The 13,918-nt window shown below is 59.4% G+C and carries 15 protein-coding genes; 7 read left to right on the top strand and 8 right to left on the bottom strand.

The genetic code is table 11. The features are described 5' to 3' along the window. Position 1 precedes the first annotated feature (1 nt). From BBG20_RS30325 to BBG20_RS30305, 5 genes are all read left to right on the top strand, one after another. A complete protein-coding gene (locus tag BBG20_RS30325; protein ID WP_065910028.1) occupies positions 2-460 on the top strand; it encodes a GNAT family N-acetyltransferase in 459 nt (152 codons plus the stop codon). Between the two features lie 324 nt (positions 461-784). Next, positions 785-1,441, top strand: coding sequence for a DedA family protein (locus BBG20_RS30320; protein WP_065910026.1), 657 nt, complete (start codon positions 785-787; stop codon positions 1,439-1,441). A gap of 6 nt (positions 1,442-1,447) precedes the next feature. Next, positions 1,448-2,263: a M90 family metallopeptidase gene (locus tag BBG20_RS30315; protein ID WP_065910024.1), complete on the top strand. Its 816-nt coding sequence runs from the start codon at positions 1,448-1,450 to the stop codon at positions 2,261-2,263. A gap of 109 nt (positions 2,264-2,372) precedes the next feature. Then, the gene (gene ppa, locus BBG20_RS30310) at positions 2,373-2,900 is read left to right on the top strand and encodes an inorganic diphosphatase (RefSeq protein WP_003219382.1); all 528 of its coding nucleotides are present in this window, start codon (positions 2,373-2,375) and stop codon (positions 2,898-2,900) included. A 213-nt stretch (positions 2,901-3,113) separates the two neighbouring features. Continuing rightward, complete coding sequence (locus BBG20_RS30305) at positions 3,114-3,884, top strand: LexA family transcriptional regulator (RefSeq protein ID WP_065910022.1); 771 nt, start codon at positions 3,114-3,116, stop codon at positions 3,882-3,884. A gap of 301 nt (positions 3,885-4,185) precedes the next feature. Here BBG20_RS30305 and BBG20_RS30300 read toward each other — a convergent pair whose 3' ends face one another. The 8 genes from BBG20_RS30300 to BBG20_RS30265 form a co-directional block, all read right to left on the bottom strand. Then, the gene (locus tag BBG20_RS30300; RefSeq protein WP_065910020.1) at positions 4,186-5,343 is read right to left on the bottom strand and encodes a glutathionylspermidine synthase family protein; all 1,158 of its coding nucleotides are present in this window, start codon (positions 5,341-5,343) and stop codon (positions 4,186-4,188) included. Between the two features lie 12 nt (positions 5,344-5,355). Continuing rightward, entirely contained in the window at positions 5,356-6,066 is a 711-nt protein-coding gene (locus tag BBG20_RS30295; protein ID WP_065910018.1) for a DUF1190 domain-containing protein, read from the bottom strand. 18 nt (positions 6,067-6,084) lie between these two features. After that, positions 6,085-6,513: a DUF350 domain-containing protein gene (locus BBG20_RS30290; protein WP_065910015.1), complete on the bottom strand. Its 429-nt coding sequence runs from the start codon at positions 6,511-6,513 to the stop codon at positions 6,085-6,087. A gap of 15 nt (positions 6,514-6,528) precedes the next feature. Continuing rightward, on the bottom strand, positions 6,529-7,203 hold the full coding sequence (locus BBG20_RS30285) for a DUF2491 family protein (protein ID WP_065910011.1): 675 nt from the start codon (positions 7,201-7,203) through the stop codon (positions 6,529-6,531). Next, positions 7,190-8,224 carry an ion channel gene (locus BBG20_RS30280; RefSeq protein ID WP_065910009.1) on the bottom strand — a complete coding sequence of 345 codons (1,035 nt, stop codon included), beginning with the start codon at positions 8,222-8,224 and terminating at the stop codon, positions 7,190-7,192. Before BBG20_RS30280 ends, BBG20_RS30285 begins: the two co-directional genes overlap by 14 nt. A 73-nt stretch (positions 8,225-8,297) precedes the next feature. Further along, on the bottom strand, positions 8,298-8,858 hold the full coding sequence (locus BBG20_RS30275; RefSeq protein ID WP_065910007.1) for a rhomboid family intramembrane serine protease: 561 nt from the start codon (positions 8,856-8,858) through the stop codon (positions 8,298-8,300). Positions 8,859-8,974: 116 nt separating this feature from the next. Beyond that, on the bottom strand, positions 8,975-9,673 hold the full coding sequence (locus BBG20_RS30270) for a PspA/IM30 family protein (protein WP_065910002.1): 699 nt from the start codon (positions 9,671-9,673) through the stop codon (positions 8,975-8,977). Positions 9,674-9,690: 17 nt separating this feature from the next. After that, entirely contained in the window at positions 9,691-10,272 is a 582-nt protein-coding gene (locus tag BBG20_RS30265; RefSeq protein WP_106802519.1) for a YjfI family protein, read from the bottom strand. Positions 10,273-10,642: 370 nt separating this feature from the next. Between BBG20_RS30265 and ycaC the strand changes: the two genes are divergently transcribed. After that, positions 10,643-11,275 carry an isochorismate family cysteine hydrolase YcaC gene (gene ycaC, locus BBG20_RS30260; RefSeq protein ID WP_065909998.1) on the top strand — a complete coding sequence of 211 codons (633 nt, stop codon included), beginning with the start codon at positions 10,643-10,645 and terminating at the stop codon, positions 11,273-11,275. A 374-nt stretch (positions 11,276-11,649) separates the two neighbouring features. Next, positions 11,650-13,918 (top strand): RHS repeat domain-containing protein (locus tag BBG20_RS30255; RefSeq protein ID WP_141697330.1); only part of this gene is annotated, 2,269 nt, incomplete at its 3' end.

The following is a 13,918-nucleotide window of genomic DNA, read 5'->3' as shown; positions in this document are numbered from 1 at the left end:
CATGCGGATCACTCAAGCGACCCTGGAACACCTGGACCTGTTGACCCCGTTGTTCGTCAAATACCGCGAGTTTTATGGGGCCCTGCCCTTCCCGGATTCCTCGCGCGCCTTCCTCGAAAAACGCCTGCGCCGCAAAGAGTCAGTGATTTACCTGGCCCTCGCCGATGATGACGACAAGAAGTTGCTTGGGTTTTGCCAGCTGTATCCAAGCTTTTCGTCACTGTCGCTCAAGCGCGTATGGATCCTGAATGACATCTACGTCGCCGAGGACGCTCGTCGCCAACTGGTGGCGGACAACTTGATGCGCACCGCGAAGAAAATGGCCAAGGAAACGCAGGCCGTGCGGTTGCGGGTGTCGACCAGCAGTGACAACGAAGTGGCGCAGAAGACCTACGAGTCGATCGGGTTTCGCGAGGACACCGAGTTCAAGAACTACACATTGCCGATCAGCGAAGATTGACCCCAAACCCCACAAATCCCCTGTAGGAGCCGGCTTGCCGGCGATGGCATCACCTCGGTCTCACTGAACACCGAGGTGTCTGCATCGCAGGCAAGCCAGCTCCCAAAAAGGCCAGCGGCGACAATCGGACATTCGATAACATTCAGACCGTAACCCAGCCTCTGTGCGACATCCCCCGCTACAAAACCAACAGGCTTTTCACCGCTCAATCCGTATAATGCGGACCTTTCAGGGTTGTAAGAAATGCGGCATACACTTGTAGCCTTACTTACCCGAGCTTCCGCACAGGCCTGCTGAGTCGGGCCATTCACACAGGTGCCATCCATGGATTTCAACCCGCTTGACCTTATCCTGCATCTCGACGTCTACCTCGACCTGCTGGTAACCAATTACGGTCCGTGGATCTACGCCATTCTGTTTCTGGTGATTTTTTGCGAAACCGGCCTGGTGGTCATGCCATTTCTGCCGGGTGATTCGTTGCTGTTTATCGCGGGTGCCGTGGCGGCAGGCGGCGGCATGGACCCGGTATTGCTGGGCGGCCTGCTGATGCTCGCAGCGATTCTCGGCGACAGCACCAATTACGTGATTGGGCGAACGGTCGGCGAACGCTTGTTCAACAACCCGAACTCGAAAATCTTCCGCCGCGACTACCTGCAGAAAACCCACGACTTCTATGATCGCCATGGCGGCAAGACCGTGACGCTGGCGCGCTTCCTGCCGATCCTGCGCACCTTCGCACCGTTCGTCGCCGGCATCGCGAAGATGCCTTACGCACGTTTCTTCGGTTTCAGCGTACTGGGCACCATCCTCTGGGTCGGCGGCCTGGTGACCCTGGGCTACTTCTTCGGCAACGTGCCGTTCATCAAGAAAAACCTGTCGCTGCTGGTGGTGTTCATCATTCTGCTGTCGCTGGTGCCGATGATCATTGGTGTATTCCGCAGCCGTTTTGGCCGCGCGTCCTCCGAAGCCAAGCCGCACTGACCGGCAATGTGGTCCCTCAGCGCCTGGCGCCGCCGGCGCCTGCTGGCCAAGCACCCGATTGCCGATGACACCTGGCAGCGGGTGCGCCACCACCTGACCTTCCTCGACGGCCTCAGCGCCGAGCAGGACCAATGGCTGCGCGAAGCCTGCGTGGTGTTCCTCGCCGAAAAACACCTGACCGCCCTGCCCGGCGTCGAACTGCACCAGGAACAACGCCTGCTGCTCGCCGCCCAGGCGCAACTGCCGCTGATGAACCTCGGCGATCTCGACTGGTATCAGGGCTTCCATGAGATCGTGCTGTACCCCGACGACTTCGTCAGCCCCCAGCGCCATCGCGACAGCAGTGGCATCGAACACGAGTGGGACGGCGAACACAGCGGCGAAGCCTGGCAACAAGGCCCGGTCATCCTCGCCTGGCCCGGCGTGCTGGCCAGCGGTCAGTGGGAAGGCTACAACCTGGTGATCCACGAGCTGGCGCACAAGCTCGACATGCTCAACGGCGATGCCAACGGCCTGCCGCCGCTGCATCACGACATGCGCGTGCAGGAATGGGCCAGCGTGATGCAGAGCGCCTTTGATGACCTCAATCGTCAACTGGACGCCAACCCGGACGTCGAGACCGAGATCGACCCCTATGCCGCCGAGAACCCGGCGGAATTCTTTGCCGTCACCAGCGAATATTTCTTCAGCGCCCCGGATTTACTGGTCAACAGTTATCCACAGGTGTACGCCCAACTCAGCCGCTTTTACCGCCAGGATCCGCTGGCCCGCCTCGTCCAACTGCAAGCCAGCGACCCACGCTATCAGCCGCAGGACGAATAACCGTACGACGTCTGGCGCATGGCATCGGCGGCGGAATATGCCTATAATCGCCGCCACTTTTAGGCCAATCCGGCCAAGTTTCTTGGCCAATTAACGGGGGCAACGCCCAATGAGCTACAGCAAGATTCCGGCTGGCAAAGACCTGCCGAACGACATCTACGTCGCCATCGAGATTCCGGCCAACCACGCGCCGATCAAATACGAAATCGACAAAGACAGCGACTGCCTGTTCGTTGACCGTTTCATGGCCACCCCGATGTTCTACCCGGCCAACTACGGTTTTATCCCTAACACCCTGGCCGACGACGGTGACCCCCTCGACGTGCTGGTGGTCACCCCCTACCCAGTGACCCCAGGTTCGGTTATCCGCGCCCGTCCAGTCGGTATCCTGAACATGACCGACGATGGCGGCGGCGATGCCAAAGTTATCGCAGTACCCCACGACAAGCTGTCCCAGCTGTATGTGGACGTGAAGGAATACACCGACCTGCCGCCGCTGTTGCTGGAGCAGATCAAACACTTCTTCGAGAACTACAAAGACCTCGAAAAAGGCAAATGGGTGAAGATCGACGGTTGGGGCAACGCAGACGCCGCCCGCGCCGAGATCCTGAAGTCGGTCGCTGCCTACAAAGGCTGATACCGACTCCTCATTGCCTAGGCAATTGAAAAAGCCCCGATTATCCGGGGCTTTTTTTGTGGGAAAAATTAAACCCTAAGTTGAACACTTTATAAACGCTGTTTAAGTTAATTAACCATCGGAAGTATCAGACTACAACTAAGTAAAAACCTACGTCCGCCAGTCAACGCATAGTTTATTTGATCTGTTTTTCCGACCAGTAAACTTGCGTTTATGAATACATCAGGTGACCGCTTAAAAGCGCTACTGCGGGAAGTTCATCTTTCCGCCTCCGACTTCGCCAAGAACCGTGGTGTCACGCCTCAACACGTGAACAACTGGTTCAAACGCGGTGTACCCATGGGCCGACTCAACGAGATCGCAGAACTGCTGTGCATCTCCAGCCGTTGGCTACGCACCGGCGAAGGCCCCAAACACCCACCGGCCAACTTCCTGCTGGAAGGCCCGGACACCAGGAAAGGACTCCCTGCCCGCGAAGAAACCGGAAAATACCTCACAGGCCCCGCCTGCCGCCCGGAAAAAATCGACGTGGAGATCGCCCTCCACACTTCATTCACCTCCACCGAATGCATCCGTATCTCACTGCAGACCCTGCAAGCCCTCAACGTCAACGCCGACCGCGCGCTGGGCGCCTACATGGTCGACAACAGCATGATCGACATCATCCAACAGGGCGCCACCCTCGCCATCGACAAAGGCCGCACCCAAATCATCGATGGCGAAATCTACGCGGTCGAACATGACGGCATGCTGCGTATCAAATACCTCTACAACCGACCCGGGGGTGGCTTGCGCATGCGCAGCCACAACGCCAGCGAACACCCGGACGAATACCTCACACACGAACAGCGGTTCGAGCAGAACTTCACCATCGTGGGCTGGGTGTTCTGGTGGTCCACCCTGAACAACCGCCGACCGGTGCCGCTGGACGAACACCTGCTGGGCTGGGAAGGCTCTAAATCGGATCCGGAGGTGGGCATTTGAAGTGAATGTGGGTATCATGCGCCGCACATTTGGCAGGGGGTGGCTTTGCGCTATCCACCTTGCCTGGCGAAGCGGAGGAGTTCCCGCGGATGCCCCTACTATTCAGCCAGACTCGATGTTGGCTGAGCGATTTGAAGGCTGGTGAGGTTTGTCAAAAACAAGCTGAGGCAGTCCCCGAGAAGCCGGCCACAAGCCGGCTTTTTAATGCCTGCACTCCCGCTGGCGCAATGCGGTTGGGATTCTCTCGGAAACGTCCTGCAAATAAAAGCGATCAGCCCTGCTGGCTCTTCAAGCTCCAGCCTCAATCCAATATCAAATGCGGCAAGAACCGACTCGAATCCTTGGTGATCAAACTGTTGTCTTCCCGCACGCCGATGCCGGCGGCTTGATCCCCAATCACCCAAGACCCAATCAGTGTATAGCTGTCCCCAAACCGTGGCAGCGGTGCGAACTCCTGAAGGATAAACGGCGCATCCGTGTAGGGGCCGTCCTCTTTCACAATCAGCCCATCAGCCGTCTGCAACTCGATGTTCGCTCCTTCCCGCGAGAAGAACGGCTTGCGCACCCAGCCCTTCGGCACAGCTTTACCTGGCTCTGTATCCAGATGGGCCGCGAGCAAATTCGGGTGGCCTTTGTTGAACTCCCACAACAGCGGCAGGATGCCTTTGTTGGAAATAATCGATTTCCAGGCCGGCTCAAAAAACTGCGTGTCGCTCTGGGCAATCGCCGAACCAAAGGGTTCGTGGAAGATGAACTCCCAGGCGTGCAGTTTGAACAGGTGGGGAATCCAGCGATCTTCGAGGTCGACGAAGCGGCCATCGCTGGTCAGGCCGATGTCTTCGATGTCGATGTGGCGTGATTCGATGCCGACTTTTTCCGCGACCAGGCGCAGATAGTCGGTGGTGCCTTTGTCTTCGACCGAGTCCTTCATCGAGGCGAAGTAGAACGGCTGGTTGACCTGCAGTTGGGCGAAGGCCTGGTGCAGTTTGGTGTCGATGCTGTTGAACTGGTCGGCGTGTTTGGGCAGCAGGCCGCGTTCAATGCATTGTTCCAGCCAGCCCCATTGGAACGCCGCGGCTTCGTAGAGGCTGGTCGGGGTGTCGTAGTTGAGCTCGAGCAACTTGGCGGGGCCGCTGCCGTTGTAGGAGAAGTCCATGCGCCCGTACAGGTGCGGGTGGCCTTCCAGCCATGAGGTGCGGATCATGTCGTAGAAGGGCGCGGGAATGCTCAGGCGTTCGAGCAGTTCTTCGCTGTGGACCACGCGGGCGACGAGGTCCATGCACATGTCATGAATCTCGGTGGTCGGGTCTTCGAGGTCGCGCTCGATTTGCTGGAGCGTGAACTGGTAGTACGCGCTCTCGTCCCAGTAGGGTTCGTCGTCGATGGTATGGAACAGAAAGCCGAGGCTGTCGGCGGTCTGTTTCCAGTCATGGCGCTCTGCGCAAGGGATCTTCTTCATGGCCCGTCTTCCTTAACTGCTCGACCCGCCGCCCCAGCCGCTGCGCGCGCTGGCCTTGCTGCCGAAGCCGCCACGGGAGGTGGCCGAGGCCACGGAGCTCGACTTGCTGGAGGAGCGCAGCGTGTTGGTGTAATTGCTGCTGCCGTAGCGGGCCTGGTTCGAGCGGCCAAACGTGGCACCCTTCGAGACGCGCTGATTGAGCGTCGAGGAGGCGTAGTCGCCGCGATCATCGCGATAGCGGTACACCGGCTCGGAGCGGTAGCTGTTGCGATTGTTGCTCAGCATGTTGCCGATCAGCAGCCCGGTCAGCAGGCTGCTGGTGGAGAAACCCGAGCCGCCACTGTTCGCCTGGGAACCGGCCACTTGGGCATTGGCTGCGTCGACCTGGGATTGCGTCACCTGCCCTTCGGCGGTCAGCTCGAAACCGCCGAGCCTGGGGATGAATTTGCCGGTGGAGTCCTGCTGGCACCAGTCGGCGACAAAATCGGCATCGCAATCGGCCTGGTTGTCGTACACCGGCGCAATGCGGCGATGCTCGGCCATGGCCGTCATGTAGGCGTCGGAGCAGACGTCCACCGGAAGTTTTTCATCGGCGCACTGCTGAACGGACTGGAAGTTGTACTTTTTCTGCAAATCGTAGGTTTTTTCCGTCGGGCCGCAGCCGGATATCGCCATGGCGACCGACGCTGCCAGCGACAGCTGGACGTACTTGCTTCGTTTCATCGGGAGCTCCGTGCGCGATCAGTTCTGGGTAGGCGTCATGCACGCGGCATTCAACATGCCGACGCTGATGGCCACGGCGGCCACATAGATGCCGGCCGCGAGTTCGCCGTTCTTGATGCGCTCGGACGTGCCTTTGAGCACCAGGCTGGTCAGCAGGAACGCCAACAACTGGACGACGGCTGCGATCACCGCCCAGACAACGAAGTCGAGGATGCTGATCGAGTAGGCAATCACGTTGCTGGCCGGAATGGCGAAACCGACGATGGCGCCGCCCAGGGCGACCGCCGCGGACACGTTACCCGCACGGATCAGCTCGAACTCCTTGTGCGGGGTCACACGGGTGTAGATGAACTGGAACAGCATGAACAGGACGGCCGCACCGAGGATGTAGGTGACAAACCCGAGCACGGCGGCTTTGTTCAGGGAAATGGAGAGAGCTTCTAGCATGGACTGCTTCCTTTTTTAGAGCGCATTCAAGTCGGTTGTGTACAGCGAAATGCCCAGCGACGTGCTCAGGCTGATGGTGCCTTCCGCGTCTTCTTCGACGGAAAACAGCAGGAACTCGCGTCGATCGGTCAGGCCTGTGTCACGGGCGTATAGCATTGAGCGGTGTTCGACGCTGTAGGAATTCTCGGGGTTTATCACTTGCTCGCTCATTGCCACCAGCTCGGTCTGGCCCTCCTCGCTGCCCCATACGCGCGTGTATTCGACGCCGTTGTGGGTGTAGGTCGGCAACCCGATCAGGCTCTGGGGCCCCGCCAGCCGGCGCAGTTCGGCTTCGCTGCTGATGGTGACGTAACTGAGGTAGTTGAACAGGATGACGGACTCGACCTGCCCGGCGATGTCGCCTGTGGTGTGCACCTGCAGCCAGTAATCTTCGTCGTTCATGTAATAGCGCGACAGCCAGGTCGACTGCCCGAGGTCGACGGTGCCGTTACTCCAGATTTCCTGGGTGCCAGGGATCACCACCGAGGTATGCCCGTCGAGCAACAACTTCAGGGTGGCGTCGAACATCACCCCTTTGCCTGGAGCCAGGCCCAGCGGACCGGTGGTCGGCAGGGCTTCGGCGGCGGGCCGGTTCGACTGTGGGTTCGCGTTCGGGGCCTCAAGCCCCATCAACTGTTTAAACCATCCCATTGGAGATTTCCTTGAGGCGGGTGGAGGCAATGTAGAAGAGTTCGCCGCCTTCAACGCGCGTGGCGCTCGGCGGGTTGATCGACGGTTGCTGGGCGCCTTGGGCGCGATAGCCGATGAGGGTGGCGTTGTGGTGTTCTTTCATCCGCGTGTACAGGTCGCCGAAGGTGGCTTCGAAGGTCGAAGGCAATTTCATCAGGTATTGGGTGGCGCCCTGCCCCACGCACAGCAGCTCATTAATGACCACCGACGAGCCCGGATCCTGGGAAGCGCGCACCAGCATCTCGATGGCCATGCTGGAGGTGCACTCCAGGCTGGGTGCGTAGGAGCTGGCCAGTGCAGCAATCTCACTTTCATTGAAGTGCGCGACCACATGCCCGACAGGGTTCAATTGATTCACCGCCAGCACGGTGGCCAGCGTCAGGTCGTCGGACGGGGTTCGCACCAGCACACGCTCGGCACCGGGCACTCCGGCACGCCGCAACAGCGCGGTGGAGGACAGGCTGTCACCACGGATGAACGCCGCTTTGCCCGGCATCGGGTTTTCGTCGAGGGTGCAGTCGCAGATGACGATCAGGTTGTCGTTCGAGGTTTCGTCTTGCAGCAGCAACTCAATGACCCGTTCACTGGACGCGCCTTCCCAGCCAATAAGCACGGTATGGCCGACCTTGCCGGTGAAATCGCCTTTGCCCTTCATGCCTTTTCTCCATGCATCGATGACACTGCTGGTGGTTTTGCCGATGGCTGCTGTCAGCAGCGCAATACCGCCGAGCATGACCCAGGTCGCCACGAACACGCGCCCCGCCGAAGTCTGCGGCGCAAGATCGCCATAGCCGACGGTCAGCGTGGTGGTGAGATAGAAGTAAACAAATGTGGCGGGCGCGGTGAGGTGTTGTTCGCCCAGATACACCAGGCCCAGGTAAGCCGTGCTCAGGTGGACGCCCAGGGCAATCACCAGGCCTGCCCAACCGAAGCGGTGAAAGAGGGACGAGGCGTACAGGCGCAACAGAAGAAAAATCGACATTTCAGTCCCTGACTCCCTGGGTACTTGATTCCTGATGACGTCATCGCCTCGACATCTGGATGCTCAAGTGCGCTCAGCCGGCATTAAACCTGCTGCGTGGTTTGGAGAGAAGTACCTTGGCTGCAATAAATCCGGCGAATGCACCAAACAGATGCCCCTCGAAGGAGATGCCCTGTCGAGGCAGGAAGCCCAGGACCAGCCCGCCATACAGCACCGCCACGACACCAGCCGTTAACAGGTTGCTCCAGCTTCGGTGAAACCAGGCGCGAGACAACAGGTAGGCCCACAACCCGAATACCCAACCGCTGGCGCCCACATGCACGCCCGCAAAACCGAACAGCCAGACCAGCGAGCCGCCCAGCAGGATGATGATCGCGCTGACGCTGACGAACCGATGGAGCCCTTCGATAATCACCAACGTACCCAGGATCAAAAAGGCAATCACGTTCGCGCTGAGGTGGGCGAAAGACCCGTGCAAAAACGGTGAGGCGAGGATGCCGAACAACCCCTGCAGTGTTCTCGGGACCAGCCCGAACGCCATGAGGCTGTAACCGGTCGCCACATTGAGCAGTTGCAGCGCGACCATGAACAGCGCCAGCCCGGCGATTGTCTTGAAACCCTTCAGGGCGTCCATCCAGACCTCAACGTAAAAAAGGGCAGAGCCTATAAAGCCAGTCCGTTAAGAAAGAGCCCTGCAGCCGTGGCGAGTGAGCTTGCTCCCCCGCCACAGCTACAGTGTTCGCCCTTCGCTTACTCGGCCGACTTCTGCTTCAGACGCTCCAGGATCGCATTGGCGCTGCCTTCGTCCGGCGTGATCCCGGCTTCGCGCAGCTTGCGCTCCAGGTCGGTACCGGTCGACGCTTCGGCCAGTTCATCCTGGGCTTGCAGTTCAGCAGCGCGTTGCTGCTGCTTGGCCTGCAGACGATTCAGCGTACCGACGGCAGTCTCCAGCTTGCCGTTGGCACCACCGCTGGCGATGGACGCGCTGACCTGGGCCTTCTGCACGCTTTCGCGAGCCTTGGCCATGTCCACCTGCTGGCGCAGGCTCTTGATCCGGCTTTCGGCCTTGGTGATGTCCTTGCGCATGCTGTCCGCGTAGCCGCCGAACTCGGTGGCCTGCTTGTGCTCTACTTCCCGCTCGTTGGTCAGGGTCGAAATCGCTTCGGCCACTTCCAGGGCGAGGTCTTCACGATTGGCCTGCAGGGCCGCAACCGCCTTGGCTTCCAGGTCCTTGATCTTGGCGTCGTACTCGCTGACGCGATCGGTCGCCAATTTGTGCTTGGCCATGATGCTGACCAACTCACGCTTGGCGTTGGCCAGCGCGGTGTCGGCATCGCGAATTTCCTGATCGAGGATGCGCAGGGTCTGTTGGTCGACGATTGATTCGCCGACTTCGCTGGCACCGCCACGCAGCGCGGTGAACAGTTTGCTCCAGATGGACTGAGTCATTGGATACTCCCGAATACTTAATTGAAGAAACGTTCGAAGGCTTCGCTGGCGCGTTGCACGTTGTCGACGAGGGTTTTCACCTCGGTCACGATATTGGTCAGGCTGGAGTCGGAGCTCAACGCGCCGAACATGTTGTAGACCACCTGCCCGTTCGGCATGGACTCGATACCGATCGAGGACAGCGGGAACATTTCCCGGCTGCGCAACACCGCGTCATTGAACTTCGCGACGTCATTGATGGACTCGACATCGACCAGCACGGTATCCACGATGATCTGCTCGCCCACCACCGCGATGTAAATCGGCAAGCCACCGAAGTCGTTCATTTCCAGCTTGATGCTGGACTCGGAGCCTTGAACGAGAGAAAGCGTAATGTCGTTGGAGACCACTTCATCCAAGGCCTGGAAGGCCGTGAAGAGGCGATCGATATTCCAGTTGGTACCTGCGCTCATGAAATTCTCCGACATGAATGAGCCAGCCAGAATCGGCTGGCGAAGCTGTTTCTCCATCTGCTTGAGCAGGCTTCGGTTTTCGGGAAGCACCCAAGTTTCGTGTTTCACGTAGCCGGCGGCCGCCAGGCCTGCGCGCATCTGCTTCATGTAAAAGCTCGATGGTTTTTTCGCAGACGGCTTCAAGCGCTCTCCCTGAAGGCTTGCTGGATCGGAATCGAGCCCGGCGGGCGGGTTCGATGGAGAGCTGCTTTTCATGGTACTGACCTCGGTGTGAAAAACTCACGCGTGAGAAAATCTACAGGCTATTTTTGCCGTACTCAATAGCTCACGCGTGAGATTTTTCTCCTTACATTTTCATGTCACTAAAAAGACCTATCCTCTTGCCCACCCGACAATTGTCTCTTCTGAGTTGACGGTATTACCTGTCCCAGCCGATTTATCCCCCGCAGCCCACCCATTAATCTGTGCCCATGTTGAACGCAACGCCCAACCAACCTAAACAAAAAAGGATTCAACCATGAGCACTGCAACCTACAACCGCTTGAACAAAGACGACGCCATCGTACTGCTGGTCGACCACCAGACCGGCCTGATCTCCCTGGTCCAGGACTTCTCGCCCAACGAGTTCAAGAACAACGTGCTGGCCCTGGCCGACCTGGCGAAGTTCTTCAACCTGCCGACGATCCTCACCACCAGCTTCGAGCAAGGCCCCAATGGCCCGCTGGTGCCGGAGTTGAAAGCGATGTTCCCGGACGCGCCGTACATCGCCCGACCTGGTCAGATCAACGCGTGGGACAACGAAGACTTCGTCAAGGCAATCAAGGCCACCGGCCGCAAGCAGATCATCATCGCCGGCGTGGTCACGGATGTGTGCGTAGCGTTCCCGACCTTGTCGGCGCTGGCGGAAGGGTTCGAGGTGTTCGTGGTGACGGATGCGTCCGGCACCTTCAACACCACGGTGCAGCAGGCCGCATGGAGCCGTATGACACAGGCCGGTGCACAGTTGATGAATTGGTTCTCGGTAGCGTGTGAGTTGCAGGGCGACTGGCGCAACGACATTGAAGGCCTGGGGAATCTGTTGTCGCAGCGTATTCCGAACTATCGCAACTTGATGAATGGGTATGCGGCGCTGACGGCTCATCAGCAGTAAGTCAGCCGAGATTCGCGACAAGCCTGCCCTGAAAAGCAGGCTTTCGTTGTTTCAGGCACGCCTTGAGTCTCACCTATACGCGCTGCGCCCTCACGACACTTGCCATCGCCCGCGATAAGCGAGAGCTGTCCACGCCAATTGCCGCGTTGCAAAGAATGCAGACGCAGCCGTTGGAATTTGAAACCCCGCTAAAAAGAAGCAGCGGGCACTGTTCGTCAATGAGCAAGGTCGCCATTGGAGGTAGCAATCGGCTGTGAGTTAGCGCTGACTTTTACGCTTCAGTAGTAAGCCCTTTCTGATTTTCCCCGCCGTTCATCCAGCCGCTTTTTACTGCGGCAGACTCCGACGCCTTGCCCTCTGCCGAGACGTCACGGATGACCAACGCTTCCCACATTGCCTCTATCGAACATGAGCTGGATGGCTTTCATCAGAGCCTGGTGACTTATCGCCAGCAGATGGGCGCCTGGTATTCGCAGGCGCTGGATTCGATGAGCCATGCGGCGGATATGCCGTCGTTGCTGGGAATGGATCGGGTGGTGCGCGTCGGTGACTCGCAGACAACCGTGAGCATGAGCGACCCGAACTTTATCGGCAGTGTTGCCGTGTGCCCGTTGGGCGGCGAGCTGAAGATAGAGAGCAAATTCGACTCGGTGTATGACGTGCCGATTGGCGACATTCCGGTCGAGGTGATCGGGCTGGATGACGGCAGTTCCACGCGGGTCATGCTGGATGAGCATGGCAAGGGCTCACACCACTGCGCCGCGGGCGGGCGCTATCAGGTGCGGGTACAGGGCGCAGTTTCCGAGGAGCAGGTGGATGCGCTCTTCGCCTCCTACTCCGGACTGATGGCGGACCTGGAGCGGTGGCTTCGCGAACAGTGGCAAGGCTTCAAGCCGCATTGGCAGCAGTCCACAGCCAGTGCGATTGGCAGCGGCGTGCTGGCGGGCAGTTGGGCCGCCATCCGGGACGTGTGGGACAGCATTCAGCTGGTGCGGGCGATGCTTGCAGACCCGTTGAAGTACGTCGAACAGCTGGGGGCTGAAGCGGCCAAGCTCGCACAAATCGCCACCGATGCTCCCAAGGTCATGGAACAGGCGATGTTGCTCGCCAGTGATGAGGCGGCGCTGTTCCTGCTGGTGCGCACGGCGATGATCTGGTTGGACGCATTGCCGCCCAGTGAGATTGCGCAAGTGGCCGCTGGGTTTGTGGTGTCGCTGCTGATTGACCTGGTGATTGGCGCGGTGCTGACCATCGCATTGCCGGCGGCGGCTGTGGCGTATTTGAGCCTGCGGCTGGCCAGGTATGGCGCACAGATTGTTAAGGCGGCTGTAGGTTTTGTTCAGAGCGTGCTGGAGATTCTGACGAAGTTCATGCAGGCGGTGGATCGCTACAAGGCGGTAGCGGTTCGCGGCGTGGTCGGCGGGGTGAAGCAAGGCACGCTGCAGATGCGCTGGCGGGCGCGGCAGAACGCGGTGCTGAAGCAAAAAGAGCGTGTGGATGATGTGCCTGCTGTATCGACGAATCCGAAGGGCGATGCGGCGGCATCTTCGGATAAGACGGTCACCAACGGCTGCCCCGTGTCGATGGTTACCGGGGAGGAATTGCTCACTCTCACCGATGGCACGTTGGATGGAGTCTTGCCGTTTGAGTGGAGCCGCTTGTACCGCACCAGCGCGGTGGAAATGGATGACGGGTTGGGGTTTGGCTGGAGTCATTCGTTGGCGCATCGGCTTGCGGTGTCGGGCAATTGCGTCGTGTGGACGGACCATGAGAATCGCATTACTTCGTTTCCGATGCCGACTGTTGCTCGCCCCGCAATCACCAATAGCCTGGCCGAAGCGGCGATCTATTTAGGCGCTTCGCCGGATGAACTGGTGTTGGCGCAGGCGTCGCGCTTCTACCACTTTCGCGACGGCATACTGACCGCGATCAGCGATGCGTATGACAACCGTCTGCGCATTGCCCGGGATCTTTTGGGGCGCATTGAGCGGCTGGATAACGGTGTCGGGCGTTCGCTGTTCCTGCGTTATGAGTTGGGTCGCATCGTGGCGGTGGACTACCAGATCCAGCGCGCCAAGGGCCATGGCCCTTTCGAGTGGATGACTGAGCACAACGTTGTTTCCTACGCCTACGACGACACTGGCCGACTGGTCTCGGCGACCAATGCCGTCGGCGAAAGCGAGGTTTATCGGTACGACGATCAGCACGTCATTCTTGAGCGGCAGTTGGCCGGTGGCGCGAGTTTTTTCTGGGCGTGGGAACGCGCTGGCAAGGCCGCCCGGTGTGTCCGCCACTGGGCGAGCTTTTCGCAGATGGATACGCGTTATGCCTGGGATGACCACGGGCAGGTCACGGTGTTTAACGCTGATGGCAGCCAGGAAGTCTACGTGCACGACCAGCGTGCGCGACTGGTGCAGCGCATTGACCCGGATGGTGCCGAGCATTTCAGATCCTACGATGACAAAGGCCGGTTGACGGTCGAGCAGGATCCGCTGGGCGCGGTGACGGCGTATCAGTACGACGAAGCCGGACGTTTGGTGGCGGTGTTTCCGGGGGACGATGAGCCGACGTCCTACGAGCATGACAATGGGTTCGTACGGGTGGTAAGGCGTGGTGAGGCTGCCTGGAAATATGAGCGTAATG

This window comes from Pseudomonas aylmerensis (assembly GCF_001702265.1).
In the GTDB taxonomy this organism is placed as follows: domain Bacteria; phylum Pseudomonadota; class Gammaproteobacteria; order Pseudomonadales; family Pseudomonadaceae; genus Aquipseudomonas; species Aquipseudomonas aylmerensis.
This window is presented reverse-complemented; position numbering and strand designations above follow the sequence as displayed.